The sequence below is a fragment of the Marinobacter sp. EVN1 genome, assembly GCF_000475375.1.
Taxonomy (GTDB): Bacteria; Pseudomonadota; Gammaproteobacteria; order Pseudomonadales; family Oleiphilaceae; genus Marinobacter; species Marinobacter nauticus.
In genome coordinates, this window is the sequence record NZ_AXCB01000034.1 from 136,305 (window position 1) to 158,606 (window position 22,302).

Sequence of the window (22,302 nt, forward strand, 5' to 3'; positions counted from 1 at the left end):
TCCTCTATAGTCCGTGGCCGGTTACTGGATCGCTTCGGCAACGCCGTCGTCCAGCAGCCGGCGGGCAATGATCAGGCGCATGATTTCGTTGGTGCCTTCCAGAATCTGGTGTACCCGCAAATCCCGAAGGTAACGCTCAAGCGGGTATTCCCGGATGTAACCGTAGCCGCCATGCAGCTGCAGGGCTTCGTTGGCCACCTCAAAGCAGGCGTCGGTGGCGAATCGTTTGGCCATGGCACAATGCAGCGTAGCCTCCGGGTCGCCACTGTCGAGTTTGAACGCACCCAAACGCACCATCTGCCGGGCAGCCACCAGGTTGGTAACCATGTCTGCCAGCTTGAACTGCAGCGCCTGGAAGGCCGCCAGCGGCTTACCAAACTGCTGGCGCTCGTGCATATAATTCCGGGCCCGGAGCAAGGCCGCCTGGGCACCGCCCAGGGAACAGGTGGCGATATTCAGGCGGCCGCCGTCCAGGCCCTTCATCGCAATGGCAAAGCCATCGCCTTCATTACCCACCCGATTGCTGGCAGGCACGCGAACGTCTTCCAGGGTAACCAGGCGCGTGGGCTGGCTATGCCACCCCATCTTTTCCTCATTCTTGCCGTAGGAGACACCGTCGGCATCCGCTGGTATCACGAAGGTAGAGATGCCCTTCGAACCGCTGTCGGCGTCTCCGGTGCGCGCCATCAGAACCAGAATATCGGTTGCGCCAGCGCCGGAGATGAACATTTTGCTGCCATTGATCACATAGCTGTCGCCATCCCGAACCGCGCGGGTGCGGAGACTGGCGGCGTCGGAGCCGGCACCGGGTTCAGTCAGGCAATACGAAGCCAGCCATTCACCACTGGCCAGCCTGGGGACAATTTCCTGGCGAAGATCATCAGAGGCGAAACTTGCCACCATCCAGGTGGCCATGTTGTGGATGGTGATGAAGGCGGCGGTGGACGGGCACGCTGCCGCCAACTCTTCCACAATCACCGAGGTATCCAGGCGAGACAAGCCCATACCACCCAGGGATTCAGGCGTATACATACCCATAAAACCCATGGCTCCGGCTTCTTTCATGACATCGACCGGAAAAATATGCTCGGCGTCCCACTGGGCGGCTTGGGGCGCCATGGATTTTTCAGCGAAGGCTCGGGCAGCATCCCGAAACGCCTGCTGGTCTTCAGTGAGATTAAAATCCATCGTCAGGCTCCTTGGTTGTTACGGTCGGGGCTTCCACTGAAGAAGCGGAAAAAGGGGCCGGTGGGGGAACCGGCCCAATAACCTCACCGACAACGAGATTAACGAAGCTGGATGGAGAAGTTGGCCTCGGATGAGGTCGCCTCACTGGAGAACCAGCGGGAGGTCACCGTTTTCGTCTCGGTGTAGAAGCGCACCGCCTGTTTACCGTAAGCGTGCTGATCACCGTAGAACGAACCCTTCCAGCCGGTGAACGAGAAGAACGGCAGGGGCACCGGAATGGGAATGTTCACACCCACCTGGCCCACATCAATCTCGTGCTGGAACCGACGCGCCGCGCCGCCATGACTGGTAAAGATGGAGGTTCCGTTGCCGTACGGGCTGGCGTTGATCAGCTCGATGGCATCACCAAGGCTGTCAACGTTGACGCAGGACAGCACCGGGCCAAAGATCTCTTCGTTGTAGATATCCATGTCCGGTGTGACTTCACTGAACAGGGTCGGCCCTACCCAGTTGCCTTCCGGCAACCCGTCAACGGTGCAGCCACGGCCGTCCAGCAGCAGTTTGGCGCCCTGGGCTTCACCGGTGGCGATCAGCGATTCGATGCGGTCTTTGGCCTTGGCACTGATCACCGGGCCATAGCTGGCACCGGAATCGTTCCAGGCGCCGGGGCGCACTTTCGCCATGGCCTCTTTCAGCTCCGGAATCCACTCCTGGGCAGCGCCCACGAAGACCGCCACCGAGATCGCCATACAGCGTTGGCCTGCGGCACCTACAGAGGCACCTACCAGGGCGTTGATCACTTGTTGTTTGTCCGCATCCGGCATGATCACCATGTGGTTCTTGGCGCCGGCGAAGCTCTGCACCCGTTTCATGTTGCGGGTACCGGTTTCGTAGATGTACTGCCCGACCGGAACCGAACCGACAAAGGATACGGCCTTGATGGCCGGATCAGTCAGCAGGGTATCAACCTGCTCTTTGGCCCCGTGAACCACCTGCAGTACACCCTTGGGTGCGCCGGCCTGTTCAAACAGCTCGGCCAGGCGGGTTGGTGTCAGCGGGTCCTGCTCGGACGGTTTCAGAATAAAAGTGTTGCCGCAGGCAATGGCCATGGGGAACATCCACAGCGGGATCATGGCCGGGAAGTTGAATGGCGTAATGCCGGCACACACCCCCAGAGGCTGGATCCAGGAATGGGTATCTACCTCGCGGGCCACGTTCTCAACGGTCTCGCCCATCATCAGGGAAGCCACGTTGGCGGCGTGTTCCACCACTTCAATGCCACGCCAGACATCGCCTTTGGCGTCGTCAAAGGTCTTGCCGGTTTCCTGGGACAGGATCTCGGCGATTTCGTCGTGATGTTCTTTAAGCAGCGCCTGATAACGCAGCATCACCCGTGCTCGCTCAGAAACCGGGGTTTCCTTCCAGCTCTTGAACACTTCACTGGCGTTATCAATCGCCTGACGCATCTCGTCGGCAGTGGCGCAGGGCACCTGGGCAATCACTTCGTTGGTGGCGGGGTTGGTCACGTCGATCCAGTTCTGGGTCTGGCTCTGAACGAATTCCCCTGCAATAAACTGAGGTACATTTTTCATGATGATGTTCCCTGTTTGTTGTTATCCGGGATGAGCCGGCCTACCGATAACAAGGCAGATCCGACGATGATTTGAAGAAAGACTAGCACGCGGATTTACGGTTGGTGATTGACTAAATTTCGCCCATGATGGATTATTTTTCGATGACTGAGATCCCAGCCAAGAAACCGGCCACTCAAACCTCACAGTGGCCCGTGCCAGCCGACAGTGTTCGCTATGTGGTGCCAGAGCCTATTGTGCGGCTTTTGGCGGCACATCCGCTCACCCGGGAGCTGTATCCACTTGCCTTCGGGCATTATCGGAGAGCGGCCGGGCATCACATGCATAGGGAACACCACCGTGATAATCTTTTGATCTATTGCACAGACGGCAAGGCCTTTCTGAACGTCGCCGGCGTGCCCCACACAGTCGAGGCCGGCGACCTCCTGCTACTGCCCGCCGGCGCCAGCCATCGGTACACCGCCGACCCGGACAACCCCTGGACCATTCACTGGGTTCACTATACCGGCCCCCTGGCCGAAGACTTCGGCCAGTACATGGGCTTTGATGACAGCACCCGCATCCGGCATCTGGGCAGACAGCCCCGGTTACTGGTGGATTTCAACGGCCTGCTGTCGGTGCGGCAGACGGGCTTCCGGGCCCGTGGGTTGATCCACGCCAGCAATCGGCTACGACAGTTGCTGGCCGCCGTGCCCATCAACGCCGACGAAACCAGCCAGGCCCGGCAGGCCGAGCTGGACTCCTTGCACAGCTTCATGCGGGAGCACCTGGAGGAACGCCTGACCCTGAACCAGCTGGCCGAGCTTTCCGGCCTGTCGCCGGCTCACTTCGCCACCCGGTATCGGGAACAGACCGGCACCTCGCCAATCCAGCACTTCCTGCATCTCAAAGTGGAACGGGCCTGTGAGTTGCTGGATACCACCAGCCAGAGCTTCGCCGACATCAGCCGGCAACTGGGCTATGACGATGCCTATTACTTCTCACGGCTGTTCAAAAAAGTGATGGGGAAGTCGCCCACAGACTATCGCCACACAGCGCGGCACTGATTCATGCACCGGCATTGCATCCCATTGATGGTTGGGCTCAAATAGGGTTCTGGCACTTCCCCCGAACAAGGAATGATCGATGACCACGAACCGTCGCCCCATGCTGGCACTGTCTGCCTCGCTGGCTTTGCTGTCTGGCTGCAGCAGTTTCGGGCCCGTCACCAGCGGAACCGATGATCCCTGTGCAACCCTGCAATCGGTTGTTGCCGATTACACCACCGGCTTTGATGCCTATCGCGGCAATGGCTCAAGCTACGCCATGGTGACCCTTTACCGGGCCAAAGAGCAGTTAATCAAAGGCCATTGCGAAATCTGGGAGTGGGGCAACGGCGATGCCGCATACACCTGCACGGTCGGCGCACCGAACCAGGAGGTGGCAACAGCCATGTATCAGCAAGCTAACAACCAGCTCAGCGCCTGCCTTGGGGAAAACTGGCAAGGTACCGAAGCCGGGCGCGAACGGGATGGCCGCCCCGCCGGTGAAGTGACGCGTTATCAGAACAGCGGCAAGGCCGGCCCGGCCGTCTCTCTGCATCGCGTTCAGGACCGTTCACAGCACTCCGTTTATCTCTATATCGGCACCCCGGGCCGATCCCCCGAGCCGGCTAACTGAGGCCGGTGGTGGCATCGGATCACCCCGTCACGGCCTGGCTCCACGCGGTTGCTGAGAAAGACCGTACGGCCTTTGCTGAACTGTATCGGGCCACAGCCCCGAAACTTCTGGGGGTCATACTGCGTATCCTGAAAGACAGGGCTCGGGCGGAGGATGTACTCCAGGAATCGTTTATCAAGGTCTGGCAACGGGCTGCGCTGTTTGACGAAACCCGTTCCTCCCCTATCACCTGGCTGGTTTCTATTGCCAGAAATGCGGCCATTGACGCGCTACGCAAACAACCGGTAGAGCGGGAAGGTCAGGAAACCGATATTGACGAGATCCCAAGTCGTTCGCCAAACGTGATCGACCGGATTGACGATGTGCAGGCCCAGGCCCGGCTCAACCGGTGTTTCGAAGAACTGGATAAGGACCGTGCGGACATGGTGCGGCTTGCGTATCTGAATGGCTGGACCCGCGATGCACTGGCAGACTATTTCGAACAGCCGGTCAACACCGTAAAAACCTGGCTTCACCGCGCCCTTAAACAGCTGAAAAGGTGCCTGGACTCATGATCGAACGAGACGACCTGGACATGCTGGCGGCAGAGTTCGTTCTGGGGACCCTGCCGGTCGAAGATCGCCAGCGCGTTCAGCGCCTGCGGACCACCCATCCAGAGCTGGACGCGCAGATACTGCAGTGGGAATCACGGCTGTCCACTCTGAACGAGGAAATCGAACCGGTCGACCCCGCCCCCGGGCTTTTCGCCCGGATTGAGCGTTCCATTGATCAGCTGGAGCAGGCCTCGTCGCAGCACAACGAGGTGGTCAGGCTCCGGCAACAAGTGTCCAGGTGGCGCCTGAGCACAGCGGCAACTTCGATTGCCGCGATGCTTCTGATTGCCGTGATGATGCTTGAGCCCACCCCAACAGAAAGCCCCTATGTGGCTGTGTTCCAGCACAATGACGAACAGCCGGCTTTCCTGCTGACGGTGGATCTGGCCAGGAAACAACTGAACATTCAACCCGTCACCGCCCGGCCCGCCGGGAACCAGTCTTACCAACTCTGGATAAAGGATGACGAACTTGGCCCGACGCCAAGATCCGTGGGCGTCCTGAACGAGCATTTTGAAGTAGACCCGGCCGCGCTCACGAATTACGACGCGGAGCTGCTGCGTCGCGCAACGTTTGGCATCAGTCTGGAGCCCCGGGGCGGATCGCCCACCGGACAGCCCACCGGGCCCGCGCTTCACGGTTTTCTGTATCCCACCGGTGAGGGTGCTGATACCAACCGTCTGTAAATATCACATTCCCTGAAACTTTCGGACGTTGTCTCCGTAGCTGCCGGTAACCCATCAGAAAACAACAGCCTTGATGGGTTTTACCTAAGTGAAGCAAGGAGAACGTAATGAAAAAGCACAGCAAGAACATCCTGTTTATGGCAGCCACCGTAGCGTCGGCACTGGCGCTTACCCCGACCACCCAGGCCGAGGATCACAAGGCCGGTGTCTGGGCCATGGATCAGTCCGTGGGCAATGGCGTGGTCTCTGCCCGCAAAGTCGTTGCCGAGGAAAACGGCTGGCTGGTGGTTCACCGTACCGATTCGGCTATGAAGCCTGGCCCGGTGGTCGCCCACGCACCATTAAGGGCCGGCAAAAATATGGATGTGGCGGCGATTCTTACCGAGGAAGTATCCGCCGGTGACATGCTCATGCTTATGGTCCACAGCGAAGCCGGTGGCAACCAGACCGGCATTTTTGAATACACGCTAGGCGCCAAGGAAGACGGACCTATCCGAAAGAATGGCAAGCTGGTCACAAAAACCATCACCGTGCAGTAAGCACCCGTCTTAAACCCGCCCGCCACGCTGCGGGCGGCCTTTTCTGGCCCGCGGAAAACGGTAGGCACAAGCGCTTATCAAATCCGGAAAAAAAAAGTGGCGCGGCCAGAATTCTCATGATAAATATCGCGCGAATACGGTCGGATTCCCCACCACCGTTTCCAGGATAAGCCTCAAAGGAGTCAAAAGGCGGCACCCCGGTGTTTTCACAAACACCTGCCACCTCCGGCCACCCTCAGCAGACCTGCACAACACCGCGTGCGTCCTGCACGCTTTGTATCCATCCCTTTTCAGTGAGGGACACCATCCAATGTTGAAGTTGTGTAAGCCACAGGCGCTTGCCGCCGCTGTTGCTATGTCTCTGGGTGCCTCTTCGGTTTTTGCAGCCGGAGAAGTGCGTGTCTACAACTGGTCTGATTACATCGCCGAGGACACCCTGGCGAAGTTCACCGCGGAAACCGGCATCAAAGTTGTTTACGACGTTTACGACAGCAACGAAGTGCTGGAAGCCGCCCTGTTGTCTGGCCGTTCGGGCTACGACCTGGTTGTGCCTTCCAACCACTACGTGGCCAAGCAGATTTCTGCCAAAGCCTTTGTCGCGCTGGACCATGGCCAACTGTCGAACATGACCAACCTGAACCAGGACCTGATGACCCAGCTGGAAAAGGTCGACCCGGGCAGCCAGTTCTCCCTGCCGTACCTGTGGGGCACCAACGGTTATGGCTACAACGAAGGCCGCATTCAGGAGATTCTGGGTGACACCGCACCGACCGACTCCTGGGCTCTGGTGTTTGACCCGGAAGTGACCGGCAAGCTGGCCGCTGGCGGCTGTGGCATTGCCATGCTGGATTCCGGTGAAGAAATGGTGCGTGCCGCCATGGCCTACATCGGCCTGGACCCGAACAGCAACAACGCCGACGACATCAAAAAAGGCGGTGAAGTGATCAAGGCTGTGCGCCCGAACATCACCTATTTCCACTCTTCCCGTTACATTGGCGATCTGGCTAACGGCGACCTGTGCGTGGCCGCCGGCTACTCCGGCGACATCCTGCAGGCCGCTGCCCGCGCGGAAGAAGCCGAGAACGGCAACGTCATCCGCTACACCATCCCCAAAGAGGGCGCGGTGCTGTGGTTTGACATGATGACCATTCCGGCCGGCGCGCCGAATGTGGAGAACGCCCACAAGCTGATGAACTTCCTGATGCGCCCGGAAATCATCGCCGATGTCACCAACTACGTGTGGTACGCCAATCCGAACAAAGCGGCCGATGAGTTTGTGGAGGCAGAAATCCGTAACGACACCAGCATCTATCCCACCGATGAGGTGATGAAGAAGCTGTACATCATGGAAGGTCGGCCTCAGGACGCCCAGCGTCTGATGACCCGTACCTGGACCAGCGTGAAATCCGGTCGCTGACGGTGGCCGTGATCAACAATACCTCCGCGCAAGCGGAGGTACTTCTCAGCATCAAGGGCATCTCCAAGAGCTTTGACAGCACCCTGGCGGTAGATGACGTCAGCCTGGACATCCACAAGGGCGAGATCTTTGCTCTTCTGGGTGGCTCCGGCTGTGGCAAATCCACCCTGCTGCGCATGCTGGCGGGCTTCGAGACCCCGGATTCCGGCCGCATTGTGCTGGATGGTCAGGACATCACGGCCCTGCCGCCGTACCTGCGACCCACCAACATGATGTTCCAGTCCTATGCCCTGTTCCCGCACATGACCGTGGAGCAGAACATTGCTATGGGTCTGAAACAGGACAAGCTGCCGAAGAACGAAATCACCGACCGAGTGGCCGCCATGCTCAAGCTGGTGAAAATGGAGCCCTACGCCAAACGCAAGCCGCAACAGCTTTCCGGCGGCCAGCAACAGCGCGTAGCCCTGGCCCGCTCGTTGGCGAAACGGCCCAAACTGCTACTGCTGGACGAGCCCATGGGCGCGCTCGACAAAAAACTGCGCACCGAAATGCAGCTGGAACTGGTGGATATTCTGGAGAAGGTGGGCGTGACCTGCCTGATGGTGACCCACGACCAGGAAGAAGCCATGACCATGGCCAGCCGCATTGCCATCATGTCTTACGGCCGGATTGCCCAAGTGGGCTCGCCCATTGATATCTACGAAAGCCCGAACAGCCGCATGACGGCGGAGTTCATTGGCTCGGTGAATATCTTCGAGGCGAATATCCTGGAAGACAACTCCGACAGCATCTCGCTGACCAGCGACCTGCTGGATGCTCCGGTGTTTATCGACCGGGGCGTGACCACGCCCGCAGAAACCACAGAAACCCTGATCGCCCTGCGCCCGGAGAAGATCTACCTGACGACCGAGAAGCCCGAAGGCGAAAGCAACTGGAGCTGCGGCACGGTGGACAACATTGCTTACCTGGGTGACATCACGTCTTACTACGTGAAGCTCGCCAGCGGCAAGCGGGTGCAGGCCACCATGGCCAATGTGGAACGCCGTGGTGAGCGGCCCACCTGGGGCGACCGGGTCTATGTATCCTGGGAAGCCTCCAGCCCTATCCTGCTCTGGAACTGACGCCATGACCAAGAAGCTTCTGGCAACCCCTCTGGCGGAGCGGGTGCGGGCGGTGGTATTTCACCGGCGGGTTGTCTTCGGTGTGCCTTTCGCCTGGTTGCTGCTGTTCTTCCTGCTGCCGTTTGCGCTGGTTTTAAAGATCAGCCTGACCTCGGCGGTGATGGCTATTCCGCCCTACGAGCCGGTGTTCCGATGGGTGGCGAACACCCTGTCGGTGGTGGTGAACTTTGGCAATTACCTGTTCCTGGCTTCCGACAGCCTCTACATTGCCGCCTATTGGGGCTCGGTGAAAACCGCGTTTCTGGCCACCTTGTTCTGCCTGCTGATCGGCTACCCCATGGCCTATGCCATGGCCCGCGCGCCGAAGCACTGGCAACTGGTGTTCCTGCTGATGGTGATGCTGCCGTCCTGGACCTCGTTCCTGATTCGGGTGTATGCCTGGATGGGCATACTCGGTAACCAGGGCCTGCTCAACAGCTTCCTGCTGTGGCTGGGCGTGATCGAATCGCCGCTGAAAATGCTGAACACCAACTTCGCGGTGATTCTGGGGATCGTCTATGCCTACCTGCCGTTCATGATCCTGCCCATCTACACCAATCTGGTGAAGCTGGACATACGCCTGCTGGAAGCGGCGTCGGATCTGGGCTGCCGCAGCCTGACCACCTTCTGGGCCATTACCCTGCCGTTGTCCAAGGCCGGAATCCTGGCTGGCTCCATGCTGGTGTTCATTCCAGCCGTGGGCGAATTCGTGATTCCGGAACTGCTGGGTGGTCCGGATACCCTGATGATCGGCAAGGTGCTCTGGGAAGAGTTCTTCAACAACCGAGACTGGCCGGTGGCCTCTGCGCTGGCAATCGTGATGCTGGCGCTGCTGCTGGTACCCATTGTGTTGTTCCACCGCTTCCAGGCCCGGGAGATGGAAAAGAATGGTTAGGTTAAAAGCCCCAAGTTTCTCGAAGACCATGCTGATGCTGGGCATGCTGTTCTTGTATCTGCCCATGGTGGTGCTGATCGTATACTCGTTCAACGCCTCACGGTTGGTATCGGTATGGGCCGGGTTCTCCACCAAATGGTACGGCGCCTTGCTCGCCAACGAACAGATCCTGTCGGCGGTGTGGATGAGCCTGCGCATTGCCTTCTATTCCGCCAGCATGGCGGTGTGTTTGGGCACCCTGTGCGCGTTCGTGATCACCCGGTTCAAGAAGATGCGCGGGCGTACGTTGCTGTCCAGCATGATCACCGCCCCTCTGGTAATGCCAGAGGTAATCACCGGCCTGTCATTGTTGCTGCTGTTTGTGCAAATGGCCCAACTGATCGGCTGGCCGATGGATCGTGGCATGGCCACCATCTGGATTGCCCATACCACCTTCTGCAGCGCCTACGTGGCTGTGGTGGTGAGTGCGCGCCTGAGAGAAGTGGATCGTTCCATTGAGGAAGCCGCCATGGATCTGGGCTGCACGCCGCTGAAAACCTTCTTTGTCATCACCCTGCCAGTAATCGCTCCGGCACTGGTTTCCGGCTGGCTGCTGGCATTTACCCTGTCGCTGGACGACCTGGTAATTGCCAGCTTTGTGTCTGGCCCGGGAGCCACCACCTTGCCAATGGTGGTGTTCTCCTCCGTTCGGATGGGAGTGTCACCAGAGATCAACGCACTGGCGACGCTGATTATCGCGGCGGTGTCTGTGATTGCGTTTATCGCCTGGCTCTGGATGCGGCGAGCAGAAAAACGACGAACCAGGGCCTGATCTGTGCCGCGACCGGGCTACAAAGCGCCCTGACCCGCTGCCATTCGCCGATCCCGAATGCTTTGGATCCACTGATAGAACACTGGCACCAGCAGTGTCCCCAGAATCGTCGCCGCCACCATGCCGCTGAGCACGGTAATACCGAGGCTCACACGGCTGGCGGCGCCGGCGCCGCTGGCGAAGACGAGCGGCAGAACGCCCAATACAAACGACAGCGCCGTCATCAGAACCGCTCGGAATCGCAGCACGGCGGCCTTCTGAGCCGCCTCGGCCGTAGACAGTCCCGATACCCTAAGTTGCATGGCAAACTCGACAATCAAGATGGCTGTTTTGGTGGAAAGACCGATCAGTAATACCAGCCCCACCTGGGCGTAGATGTTGTTCGCCAGCCCCACCAGCCAGAGCCCGGCCATGGCACCGGCGAGTGCCAGCGGCACCGCACCGAGAACCGCAACAGGCAGGCTCCAGCTTTCGTATTGGGCCACCAGAAACAGATACACAAACACCAGGGCCAGCACAAAGATCACGGCGGCCAGGTTACCCGCCTGGATTTCCTGCAGGCTCTGACCGGACCAACTGAACTCATAGCCCTGGGGCAGGCTTTCAGACAGAGCTTCCATGGCATTGATCGCATCGCCGCTGGCAAACCCGGGAGCGGGCTCGCCGGACAGGGTGACCGAGCGTTTGAGATTGAAATGCTGAATGCTGGAAGGCCCCAGCACAGGTTCCAACGACGCCAGCGTTGTCAGTGGCACCATGTCGCCTTCCTGGTTTCGGACAAAATAGTGAGTGAGATCCTCTGGCCGTTGGCGATACTCGCCTTCGGCCTGCAACAACACCCGGTAGTTTTTACCGAATCGGGTGAAATCATTCACGTACAGGGAGCCCAGCTGAGTTTGCAAGGTCGAGAAAATATCGGAGAGCTGAATGCCAAGGGCCTTGGCCTTGTTTCTGTCCACTTCCAGAAGGTACTGGGGGATATTGGCACGGTACGTACTGTATACCCGGGACAGGGCCGGATGCTGGTTCGCCTGAAAAATCAGGCCATTCATCACCTGTGCCAGCTCCGAAACATCGCGCCCCTGATTGTCCTGAAGGCGATAGTCAAAACCGGCAGAGGTGCCCAGGCCGGGAATCGGTGGAGGATTAAACACCATCACCTGGGCCTCGGATACGGTCCAGAGTTTCGAATAGAGCCTGGGGATCACGCTGCCCAGGCCAAGCTCCGGCGATTCCCTCTCTTCCCAATCCTTTAGCATGACAATGCCGAGACCATTGTTGGATGCGGCGCCTCCCAGCAGGGAAAAACCCGACACGGTTATGAAATCCGTCACTGCCGGATCTTCAAGCACCATGTCCGTCACTTTTTCCAGCACAGCATCGGTTCGCTCCAACGAGGCTGCATCTGGCAACTGCACATCTACAAACAGGAAGCCCTGGTCTTCCGGTGGCACGAACGCCGATGGTACCGCCTTGAAGAGTCCGCCACCGGCGACCAGCACAACCAGCAGCACCAGCCCCACCAGCATTCCTTTGCGCAGAAGCTGAGCCACGGCTTTGGAATAACCACCCGTACTGCGCGTGATCAGTGTCTCAAAGGGTCGAAGCCACCGGACAGACTGATCGCCACCACGCCCGAGCAGGGCCACACACAGAGCCGGACTGAGCGTAAGAGCGTTAACAGACGATATGATCACAGCCACCGAGATCGTGACCGAAAACTGCTGATACAGTTTGCCGGTAATGCCCGGCATGAAGGCAACCGGCACAAACACCGCCAGCAACACCAGCGTGGTGGCGATGACCGGGCCGGTCACCTCTGCCATGGCTTTGCTGACCGCCTCTCGGATTGGCAGGGCTTCTTCCTTGAGAATGCGCTCGACGTTCTCGATCACCACGATGGCGTCATCCACTACAATCCCGATCGCCAGAACCAGACCAAACAGCGTGATCGTATTGATGGAATAGCCAAGTACAGACATCACCGCGAAGGTTCCGATCAGCGAAACCGGAATGGCGATGCTGGGTATCAACGTGGCACGCCAGTTCTGAAGAAACAGGAACACCACCAGAATGACCAGGCCAACCGCCTGAAACAGAGTGACAACCACTTCACTGATAGACCGGCTGATAAACTCCGTGGTGTCGTACAGAACGCTGTATTCCACGCCCTCGGGAAAACTCGCCGAGGCATTCTCGACTAACGCTTTTACCCGATCCGCCACATCCAGCGCGTTGGCATCCGGGAGCTGGTAGATCACCAGAAAGGCCGTATCGCGGTTGTTCAGTTTGGCGGTGGAGGTGTAGGACCGCGACCCCAGCTCAATCCGGCCCACATCCCGCAGCCGGACAAATCCGCCGTCCGGCCGCGACCGCAGGATCGTCTGCCCGAACTCTTCGGGGTCCGATAACCGCTCCCGCGTCTGGATGCTATAGACAAACTGCTGCCCGGCCGGCACCGGGGATTGTCCGAGCTTACCGGCGGCGACAATCTGGTTCTGCTCCTTTAGCGCTGCGGCCACCTCTGCGACCGTCACATCCAGAGCGGCCATCCGGCGGGGGTTCAGCCACACCCGCATGCTGTAATCCTTGGCACCCATCACTTCGGCGGAGCCCACCCCGGCAACCCGGCCCAATGCCTCCACGAGATTGTTTGAGGCATAGTTGCTGAGAAACACCCCGTCCAGGTCGTCCCGGCTGGAGGTCAGGTTGATGCCCAGCAGCATGTTGCCGGACTGCTTGCTGACGATAACGCCTTGGCGCCGGACCTCATCTGGCAGGAAGGGCTCGGCCAGCGCGACCCGGTTCTGCACATTCACCTGGGCAATGTCGGTGTCGGTCCCGCTTTCAAAGGTCAGCGTGATTTTGGCGGTACCATCGCTGGAGGCCGATGATTCCATGTAAATCATGCCCTCCACGCCGTTGAGCTGCTGCTCCACCGGCCGTATGACGGCCTCCTCTACTACCTGGGCGCTGGCGCCTGGCAACGTCGCAGTCACCTGAACCTGAGGTGGCGCCATGTCCGGGTACATGTTGACAGGCAGGATACGTAACGCGAGCGCCCCCGCGAGCGTGATGAGAATGGAGATAACGAAGGCAAACTTCGGGCGCTGAATAAACACGCGGCTGATCATGGCTGTACCTCACCGGGCTGGCTCAACACGCCGGTGTCTGGATCGATGTCTTTGCGGACCGGATTCACCGCGACGCCGGCACGAACCTTCTGCAGCCCTTCAACAATGACCTGGTCCCCGGCCTCCAGGCCGGATTCCACGACCAGTAATGCTCCGTCACGGGCGCCGGTTTTAATGAATCGCTGGGCCACCTGATTCTGGTCATCCACCAGCAGGACAAACTTGCCTTCAATAGTCTCCTGAATCGCCACCTGCGGTACCAGGACACGGGCCTCTCCGGTATGTCCGGAGACTTTCAGCGTGACGTAAAGACCAGGCACCAGGACCGCATCCGGATTCGGGAACACGGCACGAATTGCCACGGTACCGGTACTGGCGTCGGTCTGGACATCGGCGAAGTCGAGCGTGCCCGGCTGGGCGTAGACTTCACCATCGGACAAGGTCAGTGAAAGGTCCAGACTCTTCGCGACTGCCTGCGCGGATTCGGCACCCGCCCGGCGAAACGCAATGAATTCGGCCTCGTTGACCTGAAACTCCACATACATTGGGTCCGTCACCAGAACCGACGTAATGGGACCAGTACCCGGCCCGACCACCGCGCCGACATCATAATTCAGGCGGCCTACCCAGCCGTTGAAGGGAGCCTTGAGTTCCGCGTACTCAAGGTTGGTGCGTGCCTTCTGAAGCGCCGCTTCTGCGGTCTGAAGGCGGCTTTGAGCAGCGTTGAAACGGTCCTTGAGTTTGTCGAGATCTGCTGCCGACAGGAAGCCTTTACCCGCAACATCCTCTCCCCGGTCCAGATTCCGGCGCGCGGAGTCCAGCTCTGCACGGGCTGCAGCCAGCTCCGCTTCAGCCTGCTGCAGATCGGCATTGGCGCGCGTATCTTCCAGCCGCAGTAACACCTGCCCCTGCTCCACCCGCGCGCCCTCTCTGAACAGCACCTCACGGATTTCGGCCTCGATCCGGGCCGTGATGTCTGCCCGGGCGGACGCTGACGTGCGGGCAACGAATTCCCGGGAAGGTCGAACCTCCGAGGTTTTGAGCTCCACCACCGACACCGCAACGGGCTGAGGCGATGGCGACTCCGCAGACTCGGAACACCCCACCAGCAAAGACAACACCAACGACCATCCGAGTGCACGGAGTCGCTCTTTATAAGACATCTCAAGAAGCTGCATGGACACCATTCCCTGTATCGTGGGCAAGGCCCTGCCAGAGCCTGCCCATTAACGACGCATAGCGACTGATTGAGTTACTGAATCAATCTTAGTCGCTGATGGTGCATGCAGCCATTGCTTCAGGCGGTGGCGTCCGTCTAGGTTGCAGGGCGCTGTGGATGGCGACTTGAGAGAATGTGGTGCAGACCATCACAGTCGACCATGGGATCGTCGCAGTTCACGACGATGTCCGAATGGGCAATCACATAGCCCTTTCCGGTAATACTGTTCTTGACGACCTGATAGTCGCCTTCGGTTTCTACCGTGGTGAATTCACCGATGAACCCGGTATCGCGGAGGGAAACGGTTTCCAGCTTGTCACCCGGCTGGATTCGGCCTTCGTAGTTCATCAACGCAAGCCTGGCCGAGGTGCCGGTACCGGTAGTGCTACGACAGATCACGCCGGGGTGGACGTAGGTGGCCGATCGTGAGCGGAAATAGCCATCGGCCACTTTTTCTTCCGGCCCCATAAAGTGCAGAAATGGCAGAGGCCCGACATCACCCAGGGTGTAGTGGGAGAATCCACGGGCAGCCTGAATGGCCTCGACAATGGCATGCGCGGTGCGGGCCAGCTCCCGTTCCTCATCAAGGGTCAGGTCAAAGCCCAGTGATTTGGCATCCACCAGGGCGTAGAAACCGCCACTATAGGCCACACTGTAGCCAACCTCGCCAATGCCCGGCACGTTAATACTGGCATTGTAGGTGTGGATGTAGCTCGGCAAGCCCTCGCAGGTGACCGCTTCTACCACGCCGTCGTGAACAATAGCCTCAATGTTCACGAGACCCGCCGGCGATTCCAGCATGAAATGTTGTTTGCCCTCCTGCTTTGGCACTATGCCCGCCTCGAGCACCGCCGTCGCCGTACATATGGTGTTGGAACCCGAATAGATGGGATATCCCATCACCTCCATAATAATGTACCCAGCCGCCGCCCTGGGATCGGTGGCAGGGACAAGCAAATCCACGGACATTTCGGGAATGCCGTAGGGCTCCTCCAGCAGGAGTTTGCGCAAGCCGTCAGCATCGTCCCGGAGGTACTCCATCTGCGCCCGCACGGTGTCGCCGGGCAACAGGTCAATGCCGCCGGTAACAATGCGGCTGACATCACCACCGGCGTGAGTGTCCATCAACTGAATGGTCAGTTCCGGTTTCATCAGTCCGCCTCCACCTCGTAGGGTTGCCCGTGCTCCTGCCACTGGGCATCGGGCACAATCACGATTTTCCCCAGGTAATTGCTGCCTCGGTTCACGAAGTACTCCTCCGCGCGGTGCAACTCAGACAGCCGGAAAGCACCGTGCAGTACCGGCTTCAAATCACCGCTCCGGATCCATCTCATAAGCTGCTCTGCCTCTTCCCGGGTGCCATGGGACACACCAAAAATCTGCACCTGGTACAGATAGATGCGGGTCCAGAGAATTTCGCTGATGTTGCCGCCACTGGCCCCGGCAATACTCAGCCTCGGATAGGTGCTCCGGGCATTCATGTCAAAAATCATGGCGTCGATGAAACGGTCCGTCATGTCGCCGCCCACCAGATCCATGACCGCGTCCAGAGGCTTGCCTCCGGTTTCCGCCTTCACTCGATCGACAAAGCTATCCATGTCGGTTCTGTCGAGAACGGCCTCGGCGCCAAGCTTCAGCAATGGATCAGCCTTGTCCTTCTGGCTCAGAGCGTAGGGAATGGCACCGATAATCCGGCAGAGCTGAATCAGTGCCGTACCTACGCCACCGCTGGCACCGGTAACCAGCACGCGTTCACCAGCCTGAATATTGGCGGAGGTGAGCATGTGGTAGGCGGTCTGATAAGAACACATACCCATGGAAGCGAGCTCGGCGTCGGCCAGGTCCGGATTGGGAATGTGATGGAACTGATCGGACGGTAAAGCGACGTACTCGGCGTATCCGCCATCTGCGCCATGCCCGTAATAATCCGGCGTGAGATTGATGTCTGTGCGGTTGTCCGCATAGATGTTGAAGTCCAACAAGCCGCGTTCGCCGATACGCTGTTCACTGACACCCGCGCCCACAGCAACAATACGACCGACAATATCGGCCCCCTGAATGCGCGGGAAGGTGAGCGTAGGTTTGCCGCCCATCTGGAACGACGTCATTTCCCCTTTTTTAGTGGGGTATAGCCCCTCACGGGCTTTGCGGTCTGTGTTGTTCTTGGCGGTGGCAGTTACCTGAACCAGCACCTCGCCTTCCCTCGGCTGAGGTACCGGTACATCCTGATACATTAGCTGATCAATTCCGCCATGGCCTTTCAGAACCATCGCCTTCATTGAGGACGGGATCATCGGCAACAGACCCTCCTGTTCTGGTGAATAAACTACCCAGACAGAATAGGAAAGATCAACGGGTGTGTCAGGGCCTGTTACGGATATCCATTAGACTCAACCGGTTTACCGAGCGATTACCCGATAAACCGGCCTTAATCGCGGAATCTGCTTGAGGACCACCTGGATAACCGTCATCAAGGGCACAGCAAGGAGAACCCCCACTGGCCCCCACAACCAGCCCCAGAAGAAGATCGAAACAAAGATGATCACGGGGTTGATGGCCATCCGGAAACCATGAATCCAGGGCTCAAGGAAAAAGCCGACAATCGTGGTGAGCACAATGAAGCTGATCGGCGCAAGCACCATCATCCAGAGCACGTCCAGGGAAATGGCGGAGACTATGGCCAACAGGGTGATGGTAAGCATGTTACCAAGGTACGGAATAAACCGTGCAAGGCCTGCAATCAGGCCCCAGACGGCCGGGTCTGGCAGGCCGATGGCCCAACAGATCAGGCCGGTCAACACGCCGACAGACGTATTGGACAACCCCAGCACCGCCAGATACTGCGCTATCTGATGCTGGGAATCGTGGGTGATCCTCAGCACTGTCTTGCGCTGGGACCGGGGCAACTGCTTGACGAAGTTGCGAATCAACCGGTCGCCGCTGACCAAAAGGAAATAGGTTAACGCCAGTGCCAGCGCCAGCCCGGCAATGCCGTTCCGAGCCTTGGACATCAACTGACTGCGCCAGGAGTCGGTTTGCAATACCACCGTGGTGGGTTTGGTGCCCTGATCTTTGGAAAGCTCTTCAACCGATTTTTCGACCTGCTCGGCAGACTGACTGACCTTGTCGATCTGGCGCATGATCTCACTCTCCCCCACCAACAGGCGAGACAGCCCCTCCGGTGCTTTCTGGGCCCACTCCAGAGCTGGCGTGGCGACCGCGGCACCCAGCCCCAGAATTCCGGCAAGGACCGCCAGCACCAGAACCAATGCGGATACCACACGCGGTATGCGCCAGCGCAAGTAAGCCTTTTTGACCAGAGGCGCCAGTAACAGGCTGGTCAGTACCGCCAGGATGATCGGGAGAACAATCTGATGAGCAATATACAGGGTGTACAGAATGCCAAGGATGAACAACCCGTAGATTGGCGTGGAGAGATCCGCGAACGATCGCGAACCTGTGCCATTCGTTTGCGGGGATTCTGTCTTCTGGTCATCCATGGGCTGTTTTACCTTGTCGGAGTGCCGCTCAGGACACAGGAGTTTCGCCAGCTCAACAATCTGGCTATTAGCAACACAGTGTAGCGTTTACAGGAAGCACCCGCATTATCAAACAATTACCAAGTGCATTTGAGGAAACTGAACCATCCACGCCCAGCACACCGTATACCTTCGGGATAAACAGCTGACAGCGGAGAACCCATGGCACCGCGCTACGATACATTGTTCTACGATGGCTCCTGCCCCCTGTGCGCGCGTGAGATACGCACCCTGCGAAGATTGCAGACCGGCAACCTGATCTTTGCGGATATTCACGAACAAAACCCGAGCAACCAGCAACTCCCTTCCCGGGAGCAACTGCTTCGGCGATTGCATCTGATGAGCTGGACCGGGGAGTGGGTAACGGGATTACACGCCAATGTGCGAGCCTGGTCGCACACCCGATTTGGCTGGTTGTTCAAGCCGCTTCTGTGGCCGGTGATTCACCCGATTGCCAGCCGGATTTATGAAACCTGGGCCGACAAACGGTATGAGCGTAAATACATTTGTGCGATGGGCCACGAAAAATCGTGCCCACCGGGAACCTGAGGCAAAAGACTGCTAGCTGGCCAGCTTGGGCAGGAATGAGGTATCCACCCAATAGCGCTTGAGATTGGCCTCATCGACCAGCACGGGCACTGTTTCCTGGTGAATATGATTACTCGGATCGAACCACAGGTTATCGCTTCGGAATACATGAAGCTCACCGGTTTGCGGATGCTGCCACTGGCAGACAATGCGGAACGGGTTACGACCGTTTACGGTCAGACTGGTGTTTTGCTCAACCGACGAAAATGTTGCGAGCACCTCGGTGCCGTGATCTTTCAGGTAAGCCTGTGAGCGGCTCTTCTTCCAACCAAACAACAGCATCCCGCCGCCAATGGCGCCAAACACGAGCCCGATACCTCCAAGAATCATGGGCAGCCCCCACAGCGAGAAGAAACTGTTGATTCGAGCACTCTCCGGAGCCGACGGCTCGTAAAACACAGACACACGCTCGCCGCGACTGAACGACGGCGGATTTGAGCCGGAGCGCGACCGGAACTCGATCTCCCGACCACGGATATCCCCGAAAACGACCACCGGATAGTAGGTAGTTGAATCGCTGGAACGCGAGCGCTCCAGATCAATGACCGTGCCCGTGGCTTCCGTAGCTCGCTCGATAAATGACACTGTACTGCTGTAACTCATCACCGCACCAACAAGCATACCGGCGCCAATGAGTGTGAAGACGTATTTGAGGATATTCAGGGTTTTCAATGGTTCAATCCTTGTGTTTTGGGTTCTTCCCTGGGAGGTGTTGGCCGGGATTTTATAGAACCATTGAGAACTATGCCATCGACGGGCTTCGGTAGCATCGAGAGTTAGAAATTTGGGATCAGATCACAGATTCTGAAGGGACTCGACCCACATCCAATGCTCTGGCTTGCCAAACTGCCGGCAACTAACGCAACGTAGTTTTCCCGGCATGTAAAACACAATTTCCAGGGTATTCCCCGAAAACTCCGTTTTATCGAAACCACAACCGTCCGCGGAACTACTGACAAATACGTGAACGTTGTCGCTTGCCCCGCAATGGTTGAAGCTATTGGATAGCGGGCGACCCAGGACGTTAACCAAGAACATTCCCGTTTTGGAAATTATTAAACGTGGAGTTTTTTCGAAGCGCTTCTCATGGTCCTGATAGTACGCCACAAAATCTTCACCCTCTTCTACTGCATAGTCCGGATAATAAACGCCCCAATAAGCCTCGCGTATGGGAGCCGATTTGGAGGTAGCCCATAGCGCCGGATTAATCAGTACAGGAATTCCTAGTGCAACCGTAAGCATGCCAAGTATAGGCAACCGGCGATTCCAGAAGCTGTTCATGGCGGGCAAGAACGAAACAGCCAAACCAAGCCAACCTAAGAACAAGCAACTTGCGAGAGCAATCCTGCCGTCGAAAAAAAGTGAGATAATTACGAAAGGCCACGTCAGAAACCCCATCAGCAAGCCTTTACCAATGAGGGTAATACGATCTCCATCGCGAAAAGGCACACCGAAAAACACGGTCAGCCATCCAGCCACACTGCTGACAAAGAAGACGATCAGGAACCCGATGTCCAGAGCCCTATTCTCGATTCCCAGAAAAGAATATCCAGAGCCGCCGGCCACTGTCGTCGCTACATAACTGAGAAGAACGAGCGTTGAGGGTAAGAAGAGAAAGGCTGAAATATACTGCATTGATAGTAACGTCCTTGTTTTATCAACTCTTATTAAAGTGCTGAGCTTTTCCTCTGAACTTGAAAACCTCACATATTTATCGTCGGAATTACTTGTCGTACAGCGTCAGAGTATTGCACTCCGTTAATCAGTTAACAGGCTCAGAGTGGTTAACGACACAACGGAAACCATTCCCCGAAGAATCAATGTGCTGACCACTTCGAGCAAACACGGTGCCGCCACCGCCAATGTGCTCCCCTCTACCGGCCCAGTCCCTCACGGTTTTTTCAGGATTGTCGGTATCAAGCGGACCGTCAGGACCCTTTGGATTTTCCTTGGGTGCGTTCCTGTAATAGTCGCCTTGAAACCAATCCTGAGTCCATTCCGCTACGTTTCCGGTCATGTCATAGAGGCCTAGCGGATTTGGTGGGTAGCTTCCAACCGGGCGCCGCTCGAACTTCAGCGAAGAGTGCATCAGGGTGTTGCCAGAAGGCGGTATGGAAGGGTCAACATACTCTTTTGGGCGGCGCAGGTAGGGATCCCTCTCGACATCGCCTGTATCGGTGGCATAGGGCACCGCCCTCCCCCGGCTTCGAGCCGCATACTCCCACTGAGCCTCCGTAGGCAAAGCAAAAGGCAGCCCGGTGCGTTCTGCAAGCCAGGCGCAATACCCCTCAGCCTCTCCGTAATTTGGTACCCGGGCGGGCTTTCGGTAATAGTTGGGTGACAAGGGGTCATCCGAAACCATCAGGTACTTTTTTAAGCTGAACTGGTCTGCATATAGGTGAGCTCGCTCAAGATCTTCGTAGTAGACTGCCATTTCACCCCAAGTCGTCTCGAACCGCGATATCGAGTAACTATCGATCCTAACGTTAACCACTGGGCGGCTATGATCCGTCAGAGTCACGTAAGGAGTGCCATCAGGCTTCCCAACATCTCCAAGAGCAAACTCACCACCTTGCACGAACACCTGATTATCTATCGCCAGCTCAACTAAGTGAGAGACGGCACTCTCCTCAACACAGCCAGAAATAAGCGCTGAGGAGGCAATTAAACAGGAGACCCTTAAGTGATCGAGTAACGTCCTAAAATCTCTCATAGCTATTGCATTAGGCTTCAATTTACCTCGGCAGAGTTTTACGCATCCGATCATGAAGATCATTCAGCTGCTGCTGTTTTCGTACGATGTAGTCTTCTTCGATATCGATAAGGCGCGTTGTGGGGCCATCCGGTTTTAGACGTTCTCGGACGACTTCAGGCCAGTGTTTACGGGCCTTCTTTCTGTCAATCTTCTGTACAAATTCCATGCCGAATGCTGGCAGGAACAGCATATAAGAGGTCACCCAAGAAAGAAAAGCCGCCCCAGAAACACCCTCCCCCTCTCTGTATTCTCTCCCCAAAGTTCTCCTTGAATCGAGAACCAAGTCAAGAAAGGAAATGTCGCCGGATCTCAAGCTTTTTTCTATAAACGAATTTTTAAATCCTGTCTTATTGCCGGTCTCGTCAAACCACGGGCCAACTGTCATATAGCTTCTCAAATATTCCCAGAAACTTAATAAGGTTGGTAAGCGCTTGCCCGCTGGAACGCCTGATAGATTCAGCACTATCCGATCGTCGGGGTCACCAAACTTCCGAAGAACAATTTCCAAGGAAGGTCTGAATAACTGC

The 22,302-nt window shown here is 57.6% G+C and carries 21 protein-coding genes; 10 read left to right on the forward strand and 11 right to left on the reverse strand.

The genetic code is table 11. The features are described from left to right. Nucleotides 1-21: 21 nt before the first annotated feature. Both Q674_RS34545 and Q674_RS34550 read right to left on the reverse strand, forming a co-directional pair. The gene (locus Q674_RS34545) at nucleotides 22-1,188 is read right to left on the reverse strand and encodes an acyl-CoA dehydrogenase family protein (RefSeq protein ID WP_023009371.1); all 1,167 of its coding nucleotides are present in this window, start codon (nucleotides 1,186-1,188) and stop codon (nucleotides 22-24) included. Between the two features lie 98 nt (nucleotides 1,189-1,286). Continuing rightward, nucleotides 1,287-2,780, reverse strand: a complete 1,494-nt coding sequence (locus Q674_RS34550) for a CoA-acylating methylmalonate-semialdehyde dehydrogenase (protein WP_023009372.1) — start codon at nucleotides 2,778-2,780, stop codon at nucleotides 1,287-1,289. 143 nt (nucleotides 2,781-2,923) lie between these two features. Here Q674_RS34550 and Q674_RS34555 point away from each other — a divergent pair, with 143 nt between their 5' ends. The 9 genes from Q674_RS34555 to Q674_RS34595 all read left to right on the forward strand — a co-directional run bounded on the left by Q674_RS34555 (nucleotide 2,924) and on the right by Q674_RS34595 (nucleotide 10,540). Then, nucleotides 2,924-3,826: an AraC family transcriptional regulator gene (locus Q674_RS34555; protein ID WP_022993493.1), complete on the forward strand. Its 903-nt coding sequence runs from the start codon at nucleotides 2,924-2,926 to the stop codon at nucleotides 3,824-3,826. 79 nt (nucleotides 3,827-3,905) lie between these two features. Then, on the forward strand, nucleotides 3,906-4,439 hold the full coding sequence (locus tag Q674_RS34560; RefSeq protein ID WP_023009374.1) for a hypothetical protein: 534 nt from the start codon (nucleotides 3,906-3,908) through the stop codon (nucleotides 4,437-4,439). Nucleotides 4,440-4,447: 8 nt separating this feature from the next. Further along, nucleotides 4,448-4,993 carry a sigma-70 family RNA polymerase sigma factor gene (locus tag Q674_RS34565; RefSeq protein WP_023009375.1) on the forward strand — a complete coding sequence of 182 codons (546 nt, stop codon included), beginning with the start codon at nucleotides 4,448-4,450 and terminating at the stop codon, nucleotides 4,991-4,993. After that, nucleotides 4,990-5,718, forward strand: a complete 729-nt coding sequence (locus Q674_RS34570) for an anti-sigma factor domain-containing protein (RefSeq protein WP_023009376.1) — start codon at nucleotides 4,990-4,992, stop codon at nucleotides 5,716-5,718. Before Q674_RS34565 ends, Q674_RS34570 begins: the two co-directional genes overlap by 4 nt. Nucleotides 5,719-5,825: 107 nt before the next feature. Next, the gene (locus Q674_RS34575) at nucleotides 5,826-6,257 is read left to right on the forward strand and encodes a hypothetical protein (RefSeq protein WP_014420857.1); all 432 of its coding nucleotides are present in this window, start codon (nucleotides 5,826-5,828) and stop codon (nucleotides 6,255-6,257) included. Between the two features lie 310 nt (nucleotides 6,258-6,567). Further along, a complete protein-coding gene (locus tag Q674_RS34580; protein WP_014420855.1) occupies nucleotides 6,568-7,674 on the forward strand; it encodes a polyamine ABC transporter substrate-binding protein in 1,107 nt (368 codons plus the stop codon). An 8-nt stretch (nucleotides 7,675-7,682) separates the two neighbouring features. Further along, nucleotides 7,683-8,795, forward strand: a complete 1,113-nt coding sequence (potA, locus tag Q674_RS34585) for a polyamine ABC transporter ATP-binding protein (RefSeq protein ID WP_227501233.1) — start codon at nucleotides 7,683-7,685, stop codon at nucleotides 8,793-8,795. Nucleotides 8,796-8,799: 4 nt separating this feature from the next. Continuing rightward, nucleotides 8,800-9,729, forward strand: a complete 930-nt coding sequence (locus Q674_RS34590; protein ID WP_023009379.1) for an ABC transporter permease subunit — start codon at nucleotides 8,800-8,802, stop codon at nucleotides 9,727-9,729. Beyond that, the gene (locus tag Q674_RS34595; protein ID WP_031210258.1) at nucleotides 9,722-10,540 is read left to right on the forward strand and encodes an ABC transporter permease subunit; all 819 of its coding nucleotides are present in this window, start codon (nucleotides 9,722-9,724) and stop codon (nucleotides 10,538-10,540) included. Before Q674_RS34590 ends, Q674_RS34595 begins: the two co-directional genes overlap by 8 nt. 17 nt (nucleotides 10,541-10,557) lie before the next feature. Here Q674_RS34595 and Q674_RS34600 read toward each other — a convergent pair whose 3' ends face one another. The 5 genes from Q674_RS34600 to Q674_RS34620 all read right to left on the reverse strand — a co-directional run bounded on the left by Q674_RS34600 (nucleotide 10,558) and on the right by Q674_RS34620 (nucleotide 18,393). Beyond that, nucleotides 10,558-13,674, reverse strand: coding sequence for an efflux RND transporter permease subunit (locus Q674_RS34600; RefSeq protein ID WP_023009381.1), 3,117 nt, complete (start codon nucleotides 13,672-13,674; stop codon nucleotides 10,558-10,560). Then, on the reverse strand, nucleotides 13,671-14,852 hold the full coding sequence (locus Q674_RS34605; RefSeq protein ID WP_023009382.1) for an efflux RND transporter periplasmic adaptor subunit: 1,182 nt from the start codon (nucleotides 14,850-14,852) through the stop codon (nucleotides 13,671-13,673). The genes Q674_RS34600 and Q674_RS34605 overlap by 4 nt, the downstream gene beginning before the upstream one ends. A gap of 137 nt (nucleotides 14,853-14,989) precedes the next feature. Next, nucleotides 14,990-16,045 (reverse strand): proline racemase family protein, encoded by a 1,056-nt coding sequence (locus tag Q674_RS34610; RefSeq protein ID WP_023009383.1) that lies wholly within the window; start codon nucleotides 16,043-16,045, stop codon nucleotides 14,990-14,992. Beyond that, the gene (locus tag Q674_RS34615; protein WP_031210259.1) at nucleotides 16,045-17,187 is read right to left on the reverse strand and encodes a zinc-binding dehydrogenase; all 1,143 of its coding nucleotides are present in this window, start codon (nucleotides 17,185-17,187) and stop codon (nucleotides 16,045-16,047) included. Before Q674_RS34615 ends, Q674_RS34610 begins: the two co-directional genes overlap by 1 nt. Before the next feature lie 105 nt (nucleotides 17,188-17,292). Continuing rightward, nucleotides 17,293-18,393, reverse strand: coding sequence for an AI-2E family transporter (locus Q674_RS34620; protein WP_011785614.1), 1,101 nt, complete (start codon nucleotides 18,391-18,393; stop codon nucleotides 17,293-17,295). Nucleotides 18,394-18,594: 201 nt separating this feature from the next. On the opposite strand from Q674_RS34620, the gene Q674_RS34625 reads away from it, so the two are divergent. Next, on the forward strand, nucleotides 18,595-18,981 hold the full coding sequence (locus Q674_RS34625) for a thiol-disulfide oxidoreductase DCC family protein (protein ID WP_014420848.1): 387 nt from the start codon (nucleotides 18,595-18,597) through the stop codon (nucleotides 18,979-18,981). A 12-nt stretch (nucleotides 18,982-18,993) separates the two neighbouring features. Here Q674_RS34625 and Q674_RS34630 read toward each other — a convergent pair whose 3' ends face one another. The 4 genes from Q674_RS34630 to Q674_RS34645 form a co-directional block, all read right to left on the reverse strand. Next, nucleotides 18,994-19,692, reverse strand: coding sequence for a DUF3592 domain-containing protein (locus tag Q674_RS34630; RefSeq protein WP_023009385.1), 699 nt, complete (start codon nucleotides 19,690-19,692; stop codon nucleotides 18,994-18,996). Nucleotides 19,693-19,815: 123 nt separating this feature from the next. Beyond that, nucleotides 19,816-20,655, reverse strand: a complete 840-nt coding sequence (locus tag Q674_RS34635; protein ID WP_023009386.1) for a hypothetical protein — start codon at nucleotides 20,653-20,655, stop codon at nucleotides 19,816-19,818. 127 nt (nucleotides 20,656-20,782) lie between these two features. Further along, a complete protein-coding gene (locus Q674_RS34640) occupies nucleotides 20,783-21,796 on the reverse strand; it encodes a formylglycine-generating enzyme family protein (RefSeq protein ID WP_227501234.1) in 1,014 nt (337 codons plus the stop codon). Then, nucleotides 21,756-22,302, reverse strand: a 547-nt coding sequence (locus Q674_RS34645; RefSeq protein WP_023009388.1) for a hypothetical protein, incomplete at its 5' end; no start/stop codon positions are given. The genes Q674_RS34640 and Q674_RS34645, both read right to left, overlap by 41 nt.